Genomic DNA, 18,056 nt, shown 5'->3' with positions numbered 1-18,056 from the left:
CTCGAATTACCGTACCAGTTCAGACAACTGCCGCAGAATATTGTCACCGGTACGAATCGTGCGAGAGTTGATTTCATAGCCGCGCTGGGCATTGATCAGATTCACCAGCTCGGTCACCATCTGGACGTTTGACTTTTCCAGATATTTGGACAAAATGCTGCCATACCCTTGTTCACCTGCTCTGCCCGCAATGGCTGATCCGCTGGCTTCTGTTTCCCGATAGAGATTGCCGCCTTCGGAACTCAGGCCGGCAGGATTGGCAAATCGATACAATTCCAATGTTCCGATCACCTGATTGCCGGCCGGGGTCTGAACACTGACCGTCCCATCCCCCGCAATATCCACCATCGTGGCATCCTGGGGAATCGTAATCCCCGGACTGACCTGATAGCCGCTGGCCGTAACCACCAGACCATTGGCATCCTTTTGAAAAGCTCCATCGCGGGTATAACGCTCTTCACCGTTGGGCAATGTAACTTTGAAAAATCCATCACCCTGAATGGCAACATCCAGGTCATTGCCGGTGCTCTGCACATCCCCTACGGTAAAAATACGGGTGGTGGAGGCAACTCGGACACCACTGCCGACTTCCAGACCGCTGGGGGCGGTGACTCCGGTGGCTATTTCACGGTCTGATTCACGCATCTTTAAATACAGCAAATCCTGGAAGTTAATGTGAGAACGCTTAAACCCATTGGTATTGACGTTGGCCAGGTTGTTGGCGATGGTATCAATCATCGTCTGCTGGGCGTCCATTCCTGTGGCAGCTGTGGAAAACGCTTTTAGCATGATTTACTCCTAACCCTGACTATTGGCAACGCTCATTGCAGCCGCACTGTTTTCGCGCTGACGTTTCAGGATATTGATATGCATTTCATACACTCGCGACAATGTCATCATATTGACCATTTCATCCATGACCTTGACATTGGAGGCTTCCTGGCATCCTTGCCGGACTTTAATCTGGGTTGCGGCCTCCGGCTGGACATCCGCCTTGGCACGATATGTTCCAAATCCAATCGGCTCAAGGTCTTGGGCACTGTTCTTGAAATCCACCAGCTTCAGGGTACCAAGGGATACATCTCCGGCCTGTACCACCCCGTCCAGACTGATTTGAATCGTCCCTTCTGACACATCCTGGGGAATCACAATCGGACCGTTCTGCCCGGCGACCAGATTCCCATTGGTGTCCACAAGCTGGCCGAGTTTGTTGACTTCCAACGTACCGTTGCGGGTATAAAGCGGACCCGAAGGTGTTTCCAAAACCAGAAACCCCCGGCCTTCCAGGGCCACATCCAGCGGACGGTCCGTCCGTACAATCTGCCCCTGCGAAAAATCAATCGTCTGAAGGCTTTGTATCTCACTGGCAGCCAGCGATTCCTTGCCCCGCTTGGCCAGCACTGAATCCAGTGTCGAGCTGAAGCTGCTGACGGTTCTCTTGAATCCGGTGGTGGATGCGTTGGCAATATTATTCGACACCACCATGTACTTTTCCATCAGGGCATCAATCCCGGAACTGATTTGGCCAATCGGTTTGCTCATATCATCTGCTCCTCAGGCTGATCCTGAAAATCCAATATCTCGCTGTCTTGTTCCTCGTCCTCCTGGGCAACTCCGGACATGCCGGCAATCTGATTGGTAACACGAACCAGCTCATTGATCGCTTTTTCATTCAAACCAATCATCTCGATCCCGATGGATCGTCCCAGCGGGGTATCGCGGAATCCGCGGACTTCAGCAATATCCTGAATCCATTTGCCACGGTCCAATTCAAATATAATCAGCACCCGATCCCGGAGCCGGACATTCAGGTTGGCCCGAATCCGCAGCCCAGGCCCCGATATTTCGGTAATCACCGCATCATGAAAATCAAGCTGGCCCGGCACAACATCCGACGATTCATACAGAACATCAAATAACGCCACTTTGGCTTTCCGCTGCATGGGAACACGCTGAAAACGCCGGCGATTGATAAACCGGATGCGGTCGGTATGATTTAATTCCAGACCTTGTGGACCGCATGAAATCACAATCGACTCAAACTCCCAGGTTATACTGCCAACACGGTACTGAACTGTCATAATCTGACCCGGAATCGCCTCAATGGCCGTTTTGGGGAGCACTGCCAATTCATACTCGTCATTCCGAATGACAGTGGCCTCAAACCGCGGACTGCCGGACTGAGAATCCTGAGAGACCAGAATCGTCCTGCCAACGGAAATCTGGCGACTGCTCAGATTACGCCCCGTCCGGCTGGTCAACCCAAATTCCGACGGGGATTTCTGAAATCCCAGTTTTGTCTTGATGCCGTATGCCATAACATTCAATCGTTTTCGCTGAACCAGATTATGCCCGGATTCAAAACTGTCCTGCATCAATCGGGCCAGACCATCATCATAGACTGACGGTTCTGTAAAAATCATATCTTTTTTTTTCAAGCCGGCCCGCAGACTGATTGCCTCAAGAATTTCACGTTCCTGCTGAGTCAGCCGGCACCGATCCGCCAGATTATTAAAACGTTCTTCCATCGCAAGCCGCTCTTTTTCAAGTCGCATGCGACGCACGGCCACCAGCAAAATCAACAGCAATACAATCAGGGACCATCCAAGCACAACAAACCATTTATTAGTCACAAAGGTCGGGGCCGGCTTCGTCTCCAATTGCCTCATCGCACTGTAACGCTGCAGTGGAGACAGCGTCAGCACGGAAATTTCAGCAATTTGAATCAGATGAATCAGCATCCGACTTATGACCTGTATAGGTTTACCGAATCAGATTCGTCAGTTCCTGCAGGATTTCATTGGCCACCCGAATTGTTCTTGAATTGGCCTGGTAACCGTTTTGTGCCTGCATCAGATTGACAAATTCAGTCGCAATATCCACATTGGATTTTTCCAGGCTTTTACCGGTAATGCTTCCCGCCCCGCCGCTATTGGCCAGGGTTTCAATCGGTTCCCCGGAGTTGGCCGTCGGAAGATAGTATCCATTACCGACCGCCTCAAGACCACCGGGATTCTGGAATAAACCAATTTGCAGCGCCGCAATATTCACTTTCACGCCGTTGGTAAACGTGCCTACAATCATCCCGCCATTGTCGATGGTTACACTCGACAATGTGCCCGCCTCGTACCCATCCTGGGTCAGAGCTGCAGCACTGGACTGCTGGCTGGCAAACTGTGTCAAACCGGTAAATTCCCCCGGCGTTCCCAGATCCAGCGTAATGGTCTGGGTGAAACTGGGATTATTGGCAAACTGGACCGAAAATTCCGCCGTTTCCGTCGCCGAATTTAAGCCCTTATAGGACCCATTGGTATTAAATTCAATCCCGGAAATCCGGCGGTTCAAGGCGGAAGAACCATAAATATCATAATTCGACCACGACCCTTCGCGTTCCCCATTCACGGATTGAATCACCAGGTCCCAGGTATTGGGATCATCGGTTTTGACAAATGCCCCGGTCAGCACATACTGGGCACCCTGGTTGTCATAGACAGTGGTCTTGAAGGTCTTGCTGTCATTGCCTCCGATGACGGCATAATCAAAAAAGGTAGGAAGTTCAAGGTTTTCCCCACCCGCCGGACTATAACTCATTCCCGTGATCTGGGCCAGGCTATAGCCTGCCGAGTTGCCTGTAATGACGATTTTGCCGTCCGCATTCAACGTGGCGGTACTATTATTAAAAAGGGCTGATATTTGATCCAGAATATCCTGCATCGTAGCCCCACTGCCTGGTGCAGCTCCTGTCCAGGTCACAGCCTGATTGGTAAAGGTTGTGCCATCTTCCCTGATCCCGGAGATATATATCGTCCCGGTACTGCCCACTCCAAGCGGAGTACCGCCCCACTGATCCAGATCGGACAGATAGGAATTGGATGTGGCAACCTGATCGCCGGAATTGATCGTAAAAGAGGTATTGGAAATAATCTTGTGTGTGGTCGCAGCGGTACTATCCGCCGACGACCGCAGATTACCGTTCATGGTAATTGAGGTCGTCGCCTTGGCCGGCATAGAACTATCCCAGGGTATATGAATGCTGGAATCCCCCGAGGTCTGAAAACCTTCCACCTCGCCATACGAACCCGTCCGCTGAACTTTATACCCGGTGGCCGGGTCCACCAGGGTATTATCGGCATCCACCGCAAACGACCCGATTCGGGTATATACATTCTGACGACCATTATTCAGAACAAAATATCCTGAACCGTCAATCGCAACATCCAGGTCCTGACCGGTGGTAACAATATTCCCCTGACTCATATCTTTCTTGATGGCCGAGACGTTTACCCCGCTGCCCATCTGTTGCGGGTTGACACCGCCCAGCGATCCAGAAGGTCCGCTGGCCTGGCGAATGGTTTGACTGAGCAGTTCCGAAAAAGTGACGGTACTGCCTTTAAACCCAGTCGTGTTGACATTGGCCAGATTATTGCCGGTTACATCCAGCATGGCTTGAAACGCCTTTAACCCCGATACCCCGGCCGTCATTGCTGAACCCATAGTGTTACTCCTTTATAGTGTTCTGAAATTACGCTTTGATTATCCCTGAATACCTTGTATCTGACTGGTTTGAATGACATATGACTGGTTGTTACTGGATACCGTCAGCACCGGAGTGCCATCCTGAAAAGTCAGCTTTTTGACTTGTCCTTCCAGGACATCCCCGTTACTGGTCGCAAAATTGACCGTTTTTCCCAGTAACGACTTGGCATAATCCAGCTCCGCCATCCACATGGCACCTTCAAACGTCTTATTCATCTTGGTCATTGTCTCATTCATCGTCGCCAGATTACTATTCATCCCCTCCGTCAGTTCCAGTTGTGAAAACTGTGCAAGCTGAGCGGCCATCTGCTGATTATCCATGGGTTCCAGGGGATTCTGATACTGGAGTTCTGTCACCAGCAGAGTCATAAAGTCCATCTTCTGTGACGCCGCAGAAATTGTACTCATAATTTGTCCTTATCTATTCTGTTCTTACACAAGGCACACTATGCCGCAAAGCAAATTGGCAAGTTTTGTGCCAATGACACCATATATCTCCTCAACAGACACCTAAGTCCTTTACAAACAGAATCTTAAAATTTTATCTTTCATCCGCAACCCGATCCGGCCTGCGCATAATCCTTAACACGGATGAATAAATTTTTCCTACCGATGGAAAGTTTTTCCAGACAATCCCCCTGTTTTAGGTCCTATAATCCTGTGATTTCTTTAAACAACGCCTGATAATGTCGAAATTATCAAAATTTAACTTAAGTTTTTATTGGACTGTCCGATAAAAAATTAAAGCCGTAAAGGACTTCCTGCCGACTTAATCCATACCAATCGTTAATGAAGTATATTAGGAATCAGGTTTACACCAACGAGTGCGTAATATGGAAATAGAGTCGATTCTGGTTGTATCGCGGCAACCTGAGATTCAGCATCTGGCCAGACAGTTCTCGCAGCAGCTTTTGGCTGCCGATGACCTGAACGACCTGTCCGACCTGCTAAATCGCTCCGAACCCGAAGTCATTCTCCTCGGTTCGGATATGTCTATTGCGCAAATCGCGGTAATGATGTCCATCCTTCAGAATAAGCATCTTCATCCGCCCGTGATTGTTATCGGGGATGCGTCCTGTGAATCCAGAGCCGCCGATTATCTGTCATTGGGAGTAACCGATTATATGGACCGTTCGGAAGGCCCTCAGCAGCTGGAGGCAATCCTCCAGCGGATACAGGAAACCAGTGCCCCCGAACCACGAGACCTGAACTTCTTTACCGAAGAATGTCCTTCCGCGATCTCAATTGTTGGGCGAAGTCCGGCCATCACCAAAACACTCAGGATGATTCGGCTGGTTGCTGCCAGCGCCTGTAATCCGGTATTAATTATCGGTGAAACCGGCACAGGCAAGGAACTGGCCGCTCGCGCAGTTCATATCCTTCGGCATGGCAATAATCAGAAATTCGTGGCCATCAATTGCGCTGCGCTGACTGCCAACTTGCTCGAAAGCGAATTATTTGGTCATGTCAAAGGCTCTTTCACCGGCGCCGATCGCGAAAAAACAGGCCTGCTGGAACTGGCCTCCGAAGGGACTATTTTCCTCGACGAAATCAGCGAAATGCCGCTTGACTTGCAGGCTAAATTATTGCGAGTGATTCAGGAAAAAACCTTCCGCAAAGTCGGCGGTGTGCAGGATATTGAATGCCGTGCAACCATTATCGCTACCAGCAATCGCAATCTGATTCAGGAAGTCCGTCAGGGCAAATTCCGTCAGGATTTATATTACCGGCTGGCCGTCTGCCCCATCACCCTGACTCCGCTTCGTGCTGAATCCCGACGCGAGGACATCCTGCTGCTGGCCCAGTATTTTATTCAGCAGTCCTCCATTTGCCCTCAAAAGAAAGGCAAAATCAAGGGTCTGACCAAACTGGCCGCCGAGATGCTGCTTAAGCACCCCTGGCCGGGCAATGTTCGGGAACTCCGCAACGTCATCGAAAGAGCAATCCTGCTCGAATCCGGCGAGCGGATTGGCACCCATAATCTGTTTTTTGAGCCGGAACAATTTGATGTTGAAGAAATGGTGGTTCAGGATTGCCAGCCCAGCCCTTTGCGTGATTTTTCGCTGGAAAAAGCAGAAAAAGAGCTGGTACGCCGGGCTTTGGAAGAAGCCGGCTGGCAGAAAACCCGCGCCGCCTCCCTGCTGGGTATCACCCGGGCCACCCTCTACGCCAAGGTCAAGCAATATAATCTTGAACAGCCCGGCGAAAAAATCCCTCAGACTATCTCGTAATTAGACAAAACATTTGCAAAAACAAACCTGGCCGCTGCTCCGACTGATGCTGTTGTCGGGCAATATTCAAACATTGTTATCAGCGTGGATAGGGGTCTACGTCTGCCGGGTAGATGCAAATCGATTCTCGCCATAAAATATCTTGCCATTTGGGGCCTGAAATTATAGACTCCAGCATAAAATACTCCTAAATAAAGGATTTGCGTAATGGCAGGATTAACATTTTTGGTCATATTCTTGCTGCTGATGACCCTGATGGCGGTTGTACCGCAGATTTTGAAGCGATTTCACATTCCCGCCATCGTCGCCATGATGCTCATCGGCATCCTCATCGGCCCCAATTCCCTCGACCTGATTCGCCACTTGAATCACCTGTTGGGCCGAGGCTACCCGACCCAGGAAATTTATGTCGTCCTCGATGCCATGGGGATGCTGGGGCTGATTTTTCTGATGGTTCTGGCAGGGATGGAGGTCAACCTGCGGCTTCTGCTGGCCGAAAAGCGTGCTGTGATCTGGTTGAGCATTCTGACGTTTGCAATCCCGGCGGCCGCGGGATATCTGGTGTATTGGATATTTGAGCCGGACAACACTATCGGCAAATGGGTCTATGCATCTCTGTTCGCCTCGCATTCGGTAGGCATTGTGTTTCCGGTCATGCGGGAACTCAAGGCGGTGCGGACCCGGTTTGGCGTGGCAGTTCTGGCCTCAACAGTGATTACGGATGTGGCCAGTCTGATTTTGCTGGCCATTTGTATCCAGTTGAAACGGCATGAAATTTCAGGCTATATTGCAGAAAGCATCTCTATATTTGACCATATTAGTCCGGGGACACTTGGGGCCTGGTTTCCGATTTTATTTGTGGGCACGATTATCGCCTATATCGGCCTGTCGATGTGGCTGATTCCGATGGCGGCCCGCACGGTTTTTGCCCATCTCAAACCCAATGATGATGCCCGGATCACCTGTTTTCTGGCCGGGGTGTTAATTGTCGTATTTGCAGGGGAATTAATCGGCGTCAGCCTGATTGTGGGGGCGTTTATTGCAGGTATGGCATTGGTCGGGGTCAAGGCATTTCACGATGACGGCCGAATTCTCCACAAAAAGATTGAGGGCATCGGGTATGGATTCATTATCCCCTTCCTGTTTTTGACCATCGGAATGAAAACCAACCTGCGAATTGTCTTTGCGGCGTGGGAAAATGCCGCTATCGTAAGCCTGACCCTGGCGGGATTGATTGCCAGCAAGGTATTTTCAGGCTGGCTGGCCATGCGGCTGTCCGGATTCAATAACAAGAAAGGATTGTGTGCAGGCCTGATGACGGTGCCGCAGCTGACCGCAACACTGGCGGCAGCGGCGGTGGCTCTGCAGCTCCAGATGATTAGTCCTGAGTTTTTCAATGCGATTGTCTTTTTGTCTATTGGCACGACCATACCGGTGCCCTACCTGATGAAACTGTTTATTGTCAAAGGCAATATTCGCTTTGACGCCATTGAAGACCGGCTTTTGGCAGAAGTGCCCGAGTCGGACACGGATAATATCGAGGAAGACCTCGTTTAGCCTGGCAAATCATGCCGATTGAGCATGGATACGGTTGATTACAAAGGCATTTTTTATTTTTTTTGGAACAACGCCGGCCCCAGAGAGTCTTTTTCAACAAGGACATAGACTCTGACCGTAAAGAGCTTTATGAATTCAACCTTGCGATTAAACGAACCTGTTGAAATAAGGAGACCAAAATGAATAGCGAGATGTTTCCGATGCATGGCGGAGAGGCCGCCCCGGTTTGGGCGGGTTGTTTTATCATTTTTGTTGTTCTCTTTGCACTCGGCATCAATATTATCTTTTTGATTGCCATGTGCAGGATTTTTTCAAAAGCCGGGTATCACTGGGCGATGGGATTGCTGACGCTGATTCCGGTGGTTCAGTTTTTTATCCCCCTGTTCCTGGCATTCAGCGAATGGCCTATTGAGAAGAAGCTTAAAGCCTGTCAGCAGCAGCCTTTGTCCGGGCAGCATGGGATTATTTGAACCGTATAAACAAATTATAGCAATCTCTGACTGCATACAAAATCAATGAGGCTGAAAATAATACTATTGCTTGTTTGCCTATGTTTGCTGGCGACGGCTGTCCAGGCGGCTGGATTTCTGGGCGGCGGAGACATCTCGATGCTGACCAAGGTCGAACAGGCCGGGGTGGTGTTTAAGGATGAGGGGCAGGCCAAGGAATTCATCAAGCTGATGCAGGATAATGGCTGCACTTGTTTTCGGCTGCGGCTGTTTGTCAATCCCAATGGACGCGGCGGCGTGGTTCAGGATATTCCCTACACGATTGCACTGGCCAAACGCATCAAGGCGGCCGGGGGAACCCTGATACTGGATTTGCATTATTCCGATACCTGGGCCGACCCGTCGCATCAAATCAAGCCCGCTGCATGGAAAGACCTGCCGTATGAAGACCTGGTCAGGACCGTCGAAAGCTATACCGCCCGGACTATCGGCGAATTCAAAAAACAGGATGCCCTGCCGGAGCTGGTACAGGTCGGCAACGAGATACATCCGGGATTTCTCTGGCCTGACGGTCGGCTGGACAGTAAAGACCCTAATTCCTGGCCGCGTTTTGCGAGCCTTCTCAAGGCGGGAATCCGCGGTGTACGTCAGGCGACAACGCCAGCCGACAAGGTCAAAATTATTATCCATGTTGCCGCCGGCGGCGACTGGGGCAAGACCGACTGGTTCTTTTCCAATTGTCAGAAGCACGGGGTGGAGTATGACATCATCGGCCAGAGTTACTACCCCTGGTGGCATGGCACCATTCCCGAGCTGAAGGACAATCTGACACGAACGGCCAAGAAATTCAAAAAAGACATTCTGGTTGTGGAGACGGCCTATCCCTGGCAGGATGTGCCCAATTTTGAATCCCGTGCCGAGCGGCTCGACGCGATGACATGGGAGAAAAGTCCGGCCGGGCAGAAGGCTTTTCTGGAAGAACTGATTCGAACCGTTCGGACGACCCCGGACGGCCGGGGCATTGGAGTCTTGTGGTGGTATCCCGAATCCGTGCCGACCAAACAATCCGGCGGCTGGAACGGAGGCATCACCGCCCTGTTTGACAAAGAGGGCAACGCCCTGCCGGCCATAAAGTCCTTCAAAGGGCCTTCTGCATCACAATAGGTTTTAGCGTGTCAGGGATGAGACTGTGAGACGGCGGCTTTGATGAGCTTGATTTGGTGCTGGCCGCTGCCCGATGCGGCGGTTACGGCGATCAGGGTATTGGGGTCTTCCATACATAACGCATTCCACGAATACTGCCCCGCCGTGTTCTGCTGGAAAGGCTTAGGCTGGACAGTCCAGGTTTTGCCGTTATCGATGCTGCTGACGACGCCCAGGTTGAGGCGGGATTTATCGTCTTCATCGGTTTGGAACGAAACGAAAATCGGCCCATTGGGAACAGCAACGATATATGGTGCAACCGCTCTCCGGCTGCTGTCAGCAGGTGCATAGACCAGACGACGCGGCCCCCACGTTCTGCCGCCGTTGGTACTGCGAACCGACCAGGTACAAAACTGGCCGGCACGTTTGACATGATGCCCTTCCAGCACAACGAGGATATCCCCATTGGCCAACACAGTTGCCACCGGCATTCCATCGCGTGAGCCGGGATGCCGGGAGATCACCTGCGGAGAATGCCAGCTTTTGCCGTGGTCATCCGATCGCTGCATCTCAATGACCTGATCATTTCCATCTACATTGCCTTCCTGAGCATAAAAGACCAGCAGTTGTCCATCGGCTTTGCGGATCATCTGCGGCTCCCAGACGCCGTCAGTATTGCTGATAATCGTGGACAGATGCTGCCAGGTTAAACCCCCATCCGTGCTTCGGGAGACCTTAAGCGTCTTGACATCGCCATCCACAATGCGGTAAGCACAGAGGATTTCACCGCCGGGCAGTTCAATCAATTCGCCGTTGGCGGCATTGCCGGAGCCGAAAGAGGCCTGCGAAAGCGGTGACCATGTCTTGCCTGCGTCGGTGCTTCGGGAAATTCGTACACAGGTATTGGATGCCCCTTCATTGGTATCATAGGCACAGAGCCAATGACCGTTGGACAGGATAAGCAGTCTGGGATACCACGTACCGCCGGTGGATGGGGCAAACACGACCCGCTCGGAGGCAGCATTCCAGCTCAGACTGACCTCGCGTTTGGGCGAAAGTGTATTTGGTGTTTGAGCTGCGATAACCTGCGGCATCGCCCCGATCCAAAGCAACTGGATCAGCAACAGGACTATTTTGAAATGCTTAATCTCCATAGGGAGTGTGAACCTGAGCACTGAGTCGGATTATTGAACCGCAAGCCATACATCAACAAATCGTTCCAGATCGGCCGGATTGACCTGGCCGCTGCCATCCATATCTGCCCCACCACATCCGCCTGTCGCCTGACAGTCGGTCCTCAGCCAGCGTGCCGCCAGATAACCAAAATCTTCATAAGCCACGCCATCAGGACATGCAAAATCCGCCGCAATCGCCCGATTCCAATTGAAATAGGGATACTTCGCACCGTTGTCACAGAGTCTCCAGACATCATCCAGCCCGTTGGCAGTTTCGCCGACAAAATCCCAGCCGAAGTCCGTATAGGTTGACCGCGTCTGCATCGCAGGGGTGGTCATGCCGTAAACATCGGTTATCGTGCCCGCCCCATCACCTGTCGCCTGTGCGATTGAACTGCTATCCACATCCCAGAAACAACGCCGGACGGTGCCCCCGCCATTTTCACCAATCACCCCGCCGACATAGGTATAAGCAGCAGAACCTGCCGACGAGATGGTCGAGGAAGCCGCCGCAGTACCTGTCGCATAACAGGCCGACACCTGTCCCAGTTCCGTCGGCACGACCACACCGCGATTTCTGCCAACCACCCCCCCGCTGGAAGACCAGGCAGAAGACGGCACAGGCAAGACCGACAGCACATTAGAAGATGCATCAGTGTGTCCCAGAGCATAACAATTATCGATTGCGCCGGTGTTATCCGCGGCAATGCCTCCCGCCGAAGACCAGCAGTTGATTTCATTATTAGCCGTCGCTGATGCTTCGGATTTGGCAAAACCTGTCGCATAGCTGCGTGTAATCATTCCCTTGTGATTAAAGCCGACCAATCCGCCTGCAGAAGACCATGCCGCCGAAGCCCCTGAGCCAATCAGGCAGCTCGCCGCAACATCCCCCTGGGCATAACACCTGTCAATCGTACCGGATTCATTTAATGCCGCCAGCCCGCCGGCAAAGGCCGAATCGCGGGTCGAATCAGCCTGCACCGTACCCGTCGCATAGGAACGAACAATCGTACCGTGGTCATTGATCGCCGCAAGTCCGCCGGCGTTGGCCGTGTAGCCGCTGACTGTCACCGAACCGCAAGCATAACAATCAGAAATATCTCCGTAGTTGGTTGCAGCCAGACCTCCAGCATGCGATCTGGAAGAATGTGAAGTAAGGACCGTCACCGTACAACTAGAATGGGACAGAGTACCTTCGTTAACACCAACCAGCCCCCCCGCTGCATTGGCGGCACTGACCGAACCGCTTGCGGAGCAAGCCATAATGGCCCCGCCTTCGTTCCACCCGGCCAAGGCACCAATATAGCTTTTGCCGACAATAGAGACATTCTCCAGCCTGATTCCCTGAATCACTGCCGGCGACCTTACCAAACCAAACAAACCCACATTCTCCGCATTCGGCAGGTTCATCGTCAGATGACTCAGTGTAAACCCACCCCCATCAAACACACCAGCAAAAGCTTTCCCCCAGTTTCCGATAGGCGACAGAGCAACTCCTGTTAAATCCAGGTCAGTGGTCAAAACAAAAGCCTTCTCCCAGTCTGCCGGCGTAGAAGCCAACTGCACCAAATCCGCCGTATTGGAAATCGTATATGGATTGGTCGTTGTTCCATCGCCATCAGTATATGCACATACGATTGCCTGGAGTGACAAAATCCCCGCCACTACAATAATTGCTGTTTTCATCCCCTGTATCCTCTGAGTATTTGCGTTTTCTCGTCCTAGGGTATCCGTATCAAATCATCATCTTGTTTGATACGATTGTCGATACCAATGGTATTAAAAAATCTGCAAAAAAGCAATTCATTTTAGATTTATAAACTATTTCCCACCTCTTTTTATATATTATAGTTTACACTTCAACCTTCCCTTTTTATCAAAGTACATATGATTCAATTGTACAGGATGCCGGCACTACAAACTGGCGATATCCAGATTTCGTGCTGCGGCAGTCTCATCCAGCCGGCCGATTGGGGTTGTCACTGGGGCAGCCTTGATGCTCGCCGGGTCGATCTCAACCTGTTTGGCAATATCAATCATGGCCTCAATAAAGATATCCAGCGTCTCCCGGCTTTCGGTCTCGGTCGGCTCAATCATCAGAGCTTCTTTGACAATCATCGGGAAATACATAGTGGGCGGGTGAATACCTCGGTCGATCAGGGCTTTGGCAATATCGATGGCATGAACGCCCTTGGCGGCCTGCCGCGTGGCACTGATGACACATTCGTGCTTACAGACCTGTTCGTAGGGAATATCGTAATAATCCTTCAGCTTTTCTTTGACATAGTTGGCATTGAGCACAGCATTTTCGCTGACCCGCAACAGCCCTTCTTTACCCAGCATCAGCATATAGACGTAGGCCTTGAGCACCACACCGAAATTGCCGTAGAACGGGGCGATATAGCCGATAGAGTCCGGCCGGTCATATTCAAGAGCAAACGTGCCGTCCGACCGCTTGACCACCACTGAAATCGGAAGGAAATCGACCAGTTTCGAGCAGACACCCACCGGTCCGGCGCCGGGACCGCCGCCGCCGTGCGGCGTGGCAAACGTCTTATGCAGGTTAATATGGATAATATCAAAACCCAGGTCACCCGGACGAACCCGGCCGACAATCGCGTTGAGGTTGGCGCCATCGTAATAGGCCAGACCATCGACCGAGTGAATCAGGTCACAGATTTCCTTGACATGGGGATTGAACAGGCCAACCGTATCGGGACAGGTCAGCATAATGCCGGCCACTTCGCTGTTGAGTTCCTTTTTGAGTGCTTCCACACTCATCAGGCCGTTTTTATCGCTGGGAATGGCTTTGACCGAATACCCTGCAATCGCGGCGCTGGCGGGGTTGGTCCCATGGGCACTGTCGGGAATCAGCACAACCTTTTTCTTGTTGCCCTTGCGGCGGTGATAGGCGGCCATCATCATAATCCCTGTCAGTTCGCCGTGTGCTCCGGCCATCGGCTGCATGGTAAAGGCAGCCATGCCGGCGATTTCCCGCAGCATCAAATCGGTTTCGTACAGCACCTGCAGGGCACCCTGCGTCAGCATACCCCCCATCCGCAACTGCGGCAGCAGCGGATGCAGATGTGCAAAACCCGGGTAAGCCGCGATTCGTTCGCAGACTTTGGGGTTGTATTTCATCGTGCACGAGCCCAGTGGATAAAATACCGTATCCACGCTGAAATTCCGGCGCGACAATTCGGTGAAATGCCGCACCACATCCAGTTCGCTCAACTCCGGCAGCGGCAGGTTATCCCGCAGCAGCTTCGGCTCAATATGCACCCCCGCCGGCACATCGCTTTTGGCAACCCGCAATCCCTGACGCCCCGCCACACTTTTTTCAAATACCAGTTTCATTATATATCCTCAATTTGTCATTCCCGCGAAGGCGGGAATCCAGATTTTTGAAAATTCAGATTTCACGAATGACACAAACTTCTATTTTTCAATTAAGTATTCCTTTGCCCCTTAGAGGCGTAACTCTTTTATTGTCCCGAAGGGACAACAAGTTTCATAGCCGGAGGCGTAAGCCTCCGGAAAGATTCATCTCAAATCACAAGCCCCGAAGGGGCGGCAGATATTTTCCATCTGTGTAATCTGCGAAATCTGTGGTTTCTCGTTCTTACAGTATCGCTTCCAATTCCTCGGCCAGCATACCGATTTCCTGCTTGGTGCGTTTTTCGGTCACGGCAATCAGCAGCGAGTTTTCCATGCCCTTGTAATAGCGGCTCAGCGGGAAGCCCGCGGCATAGCCTTTTTCTATCAGCCTGGCCACGACCTCCGCCGCATCCATCGGCACATCCAGCACCATCTCATTGAAAAACCACTTGGCCGGGAAGTGGGCCTTGACGCCGGGGATTTTGGTCAGCCGTTCGTAGGCATAGCTGGCCTTGTCCGCACACAACTGTGCCGTCTTTCGCAGGCCTTCCTTGCCCAGCAGGCTCAGGTAAATCAGCGCCGTCATCGCACACAGGGCCTCATTGGAACAGATATTTGACGTCGCCTTTTCGCGGCGGATATGCTGCTCACGGGCCTGCAGGGTCAGCACAAAACCCTGACGTCCCTGGGCATCCTGGCTCCGTCCGACAATTCGTCCGGGCATCGCACGGGAATACTGCTTTTTCGTAGCCATAAAGCCCAGATACGGCCCGCCAAACGACATCGGCAGCCCCAGTGACTGCCCTTCACCGGTGGCGATATCCACCCCCATCGCACCCGGTGTCTTGAGAATTCCCAGCGAAATCGGATAGCACGAACTGATTAACAACGCCCCTTTGGCATGAACCGCCTCGGCCAGATCGGTAAAATCATCGATGCAGCCGAAGAAATTCGGATTCTGCACCATCACCGCAGCGGTCTTATCATCCAGGGCCTTGAGAATCTGCTCGCGATTAGCCAGGCCGCCATTATTAGCCGTCTCAATCAAGTCAATATGCAGATTGCGGGTATAAGACTGAATCATCACGCGATAAATCGGATTGACCGAATCATCGATAATCACTTTGTTGCGTCCAGTCACTCGAAGCGCCATCATCATCGCCTCATATAGGGCCGTGCCGCCGTCATACATCGATGCATTCGAGACTTCCATCTCCGTCAGGCGACAAATCATCGACTGGTATTCGTAGATCGCCTGCAGCGTCCCCTGCGACACCTCCGGCTGGTACGGTGTATAAGCGGTATAAAACTCCGCACGCCCCGCCAGTGCCGGCACCGCAGCAGGAATAAAATGGTCATAAAACCCGCCGCCCAGAAACAGCGTCAGATTGATATAATTCTTCCCCGCCAGCTCCGCAAGACGCGTGCGAACTTCTTGCTCGGATAAACCCTCAGGCAGCTTCAGGTCTTTGCAAAATAACTCCTGCGGAATCTCCCCGAACAAATCCTCGGGCCTCATCTTGATCTCGTCCAGCATCTGCTTACGCTGGCTGTCAGTATTGGCTATAAAAGGCATAACATCCTCAAAAACAGTGGCTTGAATAGTCTTGACCGGAATCCTTCAAGACTAAACAACAGATTTGTCTTACCCGCCAAAGCGGATATCCAGAATTACTCAGAATTGAGCTTTGGGTATTGTGAATGTTCACTTAGTGCGCTTCGGTTTCTAAAAATTTCTCATAGGACGCAGCATCCATCAGCCCCTCATACTCGCCCGGGTTAGACGCTTCAATCTGAATCATCCAGGCCTTGCCATAAGGTTCAGCCTTCAGCAGATCCGGATTATCAGGAACTTCCGTATTGACCGCAGTCACTTTGCCGCTCATTGGCATATACATATCCGAGGCGGACTTGACTGATTCTATCACACCAAATATCTCTCCCTTCTGCAGTGTCTTGCCGACCTGCGGCAGCTCCAGATAAACAATATCTCCAAGCTGCTCTATCGCATACGCGGTTAACCCAATCGTATAAGCAGTGCCTGGTCCTTTCCGGACCCATTCATGTGTCTGTAAATAACGTGCTTGTTTGTCAATGATCATATTCTATATCCTTTATTTAACTGACTCGAATCCAATGTCTCGAGTATTATTCAAAAACCGCCATCATGGCCGCTACACCCGGCTTCAAATTGCGTTTGACTATCTTAGCCCCAAGCATCCTGCCGCGAACCTCTATCTGTACCTCTGCTCCCACAGTCAATTGGCAATCCACATACGCCATCGCCACAGACCGCTGGTCATACTGTTCCGTGAGCTTTTGGGCCTCATCATATTTCCAATACGGTACCGATGTCCCGCTGGTAACCACACCTACCAGACGCCCCTGATAAAAAACTGGACTGCCCTGCCGGGCAATTCCTTTATCCAGTATTCTCAGGCACACCACCCGTTTTGGCAAGACGCTGGTGTCGGAAAAATCACCTTTTTTATATCGTTCCAACGCGGCAAGCTGACGCTGAATTGCAGCTTTGCCAACATAGTTTTTCTTTTCGCTATCGGCAACTGCAAATCTCGCTGTCGAACAAGCCAGAATCGGCATCGTCTTGCCTTCCGAATCCTGCCCCATCTCATGTCCGTACAGCGGCAGTGATGCTTCCAGCCGAAGCGTATCCCTGGCCCCAAGCCCAATCGGAGCCACTCCCTTAGCCAGCAGGATATCCCACAAAGCCCCTCCCTTGTCCGCCTGAATCATAATCTCAAAACACACCGTTTCCCCGGTATACCCCGTCCGGCCGATTAAGACCTTATACCCCGCCAGTGCAGCAAGACTGGTTGCGTTTCGCTTCGGTTCCGGCAAAACCCCATCGGTCAGCAGACCTTGGAGAATTGCTTCCGACTGCGGTCCCTGTAAGGCCATCATGGCCAAGGATTCACTTAAATCCTCAAGAATGACAGAAGTATATCGAGTCTTAAGGGACTCAAGATGTGTCCAGTCTTTATCTTTATTAGAGGCATTCACTACCAGAATAAAGTTATCGGACTCAAACCGATAAAGCCAGGCATCATCGACCGCTCCGCCATCCTCTTGAGCCAGAATCGTATAATGACTCATTCCGAGCCCAAGCCCCCCGGCGTAATTGGTCAAGGCATAATCCAGAAATGCCCCTGCCTGGTTTCCACTAATCCGGAACCGTCCCATGTGCGAAACGTCAAACAATCCGGCAGACCTTCGTGTAGCCAGATGCTCCTGCACAATCCCCGCAGGATATTGAATCGGCATCTCCCAGCCGGCAAAATCTACTAATTTTGCATGGGCAATACAATGTTTTTCGTAAAGCGGCGTTCGTTTTGGTTGATTGGACTGCATTACAGGGTCCTATAAATCTTATTATCACGGGTTGAACCAGCCCCCCTGTTTATCAAAACCAATGAGCCGAGTCAACAGATTTGTACTTTTCTTGCATCAGTTCATGCTATTAATAGCAAGATAGTGCTAACTCTAACATATACAGACATAAATAAATCTAACTTATCTTTTTATTGTGGTATATCTTCTTTTGAATAGGCTTATTGAATTTAACATAA

Annotated in this window: 15 protein-coding genes; 4 read left to right on the top strand and 11 right to left on the bottom strand. The window is 51.4% G+C overall.

Going from position 1 to position 18,056, the window contains the following annotated elements; genetic code table 11:
* Positions 1-6: 6 nt before the first annotated feature.
* The 5 genes from flgG to ACQ9LF_RS08540 are packed head-to-tail and all read right to left on the bottom strand — an operon-like array spanning position 7 to position 4,944.
* Complete coding sequence (gene flgG / locus ACQ9LF_RS08560) at positions 7-789, bottom strand: flagellar basal-body rod protein FlgG (protein WP_462488974.1); 783 nt, start codon at positions 787-789, stop codon at positions 7-9.
* Between the two features lie 9 nt (positions 790-798).
* On the bottom strand, positions 799-1,542 hold the full coding sequence (locus ACQ9LF_RS08555) for a flagellar hook-basal body protein (RefSeq protein ID WP_462488973.1): 744 nt from the start codon (positions 1,540-1,542) through the stop codon (positions 799-801).
* Positions 1,539-2,741, bottom strand: a complete 1,203-nt coding sequence (locus ACQ9LF_RS08550; protein ID WP_462488972.1) for a PilZ domain-containing protein — start codon at positions 2,739-2,741, stop codon at positions 1,539-1,541. The genes ACQ9LF_RS08555 and ACQ9LF_RS08550 overlap by 4 nt, the downstream gene beginning before the upstream one ends.
* 22 nt (positions 2,742-2,763) lie before the next feature.
* Positions 2,764-4,494: a flagellar hook protein FlgE gene (locus tag ACQ9LF_RS08545; RefSeq protein ID WP_462488971.1), complete on the bottom strand. Its 1,731-nt coding sequence runs from the start codon at positions 4,492-4,494 to the stop codon at positions 2,764-2,766.
* A gap of 39 nt (positions 4,495-4,533) precedes the next feature.
* Positions 4,534-4,944, bottom strand: coding sequence for a flagellar hook assembly protein FlgD (locus ACQ9LF_RS08540; RefSeq protein WP_462488970.1), 411 nt, complete (start codon positions 4,942-4,944; stop codon positions 4,534-4,536).
* A 425-nt stretch (positions 4,945-5,369) separates the two neighbouring features.
* Here ACQ9LF_RS08540 and ACQ9LF_RS08535 point away from each other — a divergent pair, with 425 nt between their 5' ends.
* From ACQ9LF_RS08535 to ACQ9LF_RS08520, 4 genes are all read left to right on the top strand, one after another.
* The gene (locus ACQ9LF_RS08535; protein WP_462488969.1) at positions 5,370-6,767 is read left to right on the top strand and encodes a sigma-54 interaction domain-containing protein; all 1,398 of its coding nucleotides are present in this window, start codon (positions 5,370-5,372) and stop codon (positions 6,765-6,767) included.
* Between the two features lie 207 nt (positions 6,768-6,974).
* Positions 6,975-8,324, top strand: coding sequence for a cation:proton antiporter (locus tag ACQ9LF_RS08530; protein WP_462488968.1), 1,350 nt, complete (start codon positions 6,975-6,977; stop codon positions 8,322-8,324).
* 179 nt (positions 8,325-8,503) lie between these two features.
* Positions 8,504-8,794: a hypothetical protein gene (locus tag ACQ9LF_RS08525; RefSeq protein WP_462488967.1), complete on the top strand. Its 291-nt coding sequence runs from the start codon at positions 8,504-8,506 to the stop codon at positions 8,792-8,794.
* 45 nt (positions 8,795-8,839) lie between these two features.
* Positions 8,840-9,937 carry a glycoside hydrolase family 53 protein gene (locus ACQ9LF_RS08520; protein ID WP_462488966.1) on the top strand — a complete coding sequence of 366 codons (1,098 nt, stop codon included), beginning with the start codon at positions 8,840-8,842 and terminating at the stop codon, positions 9,935-9,937.
* Between the two features lie 11 nt (positions 9,938-9,948).
* Here the strand turns inward: ACQ9LF_RS08520 and ACQ9LF_RS08515 are convergent, their stop codons facing one another.
* The 6 genes from ACQ9LF_RS08515 to gcvT form a co-directional block, all read right to left on the bottom strand.
* Entirely contained in the window at positions 9,949-11,070 is a 1,122-nt protein-coding gene (locus tag ACQ9LF_RS08515; protein ID WP_462488965.1) for a sialidase family protein, read from the bottom strand.
* Positions 11,071-11,100: 30 nt separating this feature from the next.
* Entirely contained in the window at positions 11,101-12,777 is a 1,677-nt protein-coding gene (locus ACQ9LF_RS08510) for a GLUG motif-containing protein (RefSeq protein WP_462488964.1), read from the bottom strand.
* A 228-nt stretch (positions 12,778-13,005) separates the two neighbouring features.
* Positions 13,006-14,448: an aminomethyl-transferring glycine dehydrogenase subunit GcvPB gene (gene gcvPB, locus ACQ9LF_RS08505; protein ID WP_462488963.1), complete on the bottom strand. Its 1,443-nt coding sequence runs from the start codon at positions 14,446-14,448 to the stop codon at positions 13,006-13,008.
* A gap of 265 nt (positions 14,449-14,713) precedes the next feature.
* Complete coding sequence (gcvPA, locus tag ACQ9LF_RS08500) at positions 14,714-16,045, bottom strand: aminomethyl-transferring glycine dehydrogenase subunit GcvPA (RefSeq protein ID WP_462488962.1); 1,332 nt, start codon at positions 16,043-16,045, stop codon at positions 14,714-14,716.
* A 133-nt stretch (positions 16,046-16,178) separates the two neighbouring features.
* Complete coding sequence (gene gcvH, locus ACQ9LF_RS08495) at positions 16,179-16,571, bottom strand: glycine cleavage system protein GcvH (RefSeq protein ID WP_462488961.1); 393 nt, start codon at positions 16,569-16,571, stop codon at positions 16,179-16,181.
* 46 nt (positions 16,572-16,617) lie between these two features.
* Positions 16,618-17,838 (bottom strand): glycine cleavage system aminomethyltransferase GcvT, encoded by a 1,221-nt coding sequence (gene gcvT / locus ACQ9LF_RS08490; protein WP_462488960.1) that lies wholly within the window; start codon positions 17,836-17,838, stop codon positions 16,618-16,620.
* Positions 17,839-18,056: the final 218 nt, after the last annotated feature.

The sequence above is a fragment of the Anaeroglomus insulsum genome (genome assembly GCF_050689095.1).
Classification (GTDB): Bacteria; Planctomycetota; Phycisphaerae; order Sedimentisphaerales; family Anaerohalosphaeraceae; genus Anaeroglomus; species Anaeroglomus insulsum.
This window is presented reverse-complemented; position numbering and strand designations above follow the sequence as displayed.

Coding starts and splice junctions, on each gene's coding strand:
- flgG (WP_462488974.1), bottom strand. CDS start 789: ATGCTAAAAGCGTTTTCCACAGCTGCCACAGGAATGGACGCCCAGCAG.
- ACQ9LF_RS08555 (WP_462488973.1), bottom strand. CDS start 1,542: ATGAGCAAACCGATTGGCCAAATCAGTTCCGGGATTGATGCCCTGATG.
- ACQ9LF_RS08550 (WP_462488972.1), bottom strand. CDS start 2,741: ATGCTGATTCATCTGATTCAAATTGCTGAAATTTCCGTGCTGACGCTG.
- ACQ9LF_RS08545 (WP_462488971.1), bottom strand. CDS start 4,494: ATGGGTTCAGCAATGACGGCCGGGGTATCGGGGTTAAAGGCGTTTCAA.
- ACQ9LF_RS08540 (WP_462488970.1), bottom strand. CDS start 4,944: ATGAGTACAATTTCTGCGGCGTCACAGAAGATGGACTTTATGACTCTG.
- ACQ9LF_RS08535 (WP_462488969.1), top strand. CDS start 5,370: ATGGAAATAGAGTCGATTCTGGTTGTATCGCGGCAACCTGAGATTCAG.
- ACQ9LF_RS08530 (WP_462488968.1), top strand. CDS start 6,975: ATGGCAGGATTAACATTTTTGGTCATATTCTTGCTGCTGATGACCCTG.
- ACQ9LF_RS08525 (WP_462488967.1), top strand. CDS start 8,504: ATGAATAGCGAGATGTTTCCGATGCATGGCGGAGAGGCCGCCCCGGTT.
- ACQ9LF_RS08520 (WP_462488966.1), top strand. CDS start 8,840: ATGAGGCTGAAAATAATACTATTGCTTGTTTGCCTATGTTTGCTGGCG.
- ACQ9LF_RS08515 (WP_462488965.1), bottom strand. CDS start 11,070: ATGGAGATTAAGCATTTCAAAATAGTCCTGTTGCTGATCCAGTTGCTT.
- ACQ9LF_RS08510 (WP_462488964.1), bottom strand. CDS start 12,777: ATGAAAACAGCAATTATTGTAGTGGCGGGGATTTTGTCACTCCAGGCA.
- gcvPB (WP_462488963.1), bottom strand. CDS start 14,448: ATGAAACTGGTATTTGAAAAAAGTGTGGCGGGGCGTCAGGGATTGCGG.
- gcvPA (WP_462488962.1), bottom strand. CDS start 16,045: ATGCCTTTTATAGCCAATACTGACAGCCAGCGTAAGCAGATGCTGGAC.
- gcvH (WP_462488961.1), bottom strand. CDS start 16,571: ATGATCATTGACAAACAAGCACGTTATTTACAGACACATGAATGGGTC.
- gcvT (WP_462488960.1), bottom strand. CDS start 17,838: ATGCAGTCCAATCAACCAAAACGAACGCCGCTTTACGAAAAACATTGT.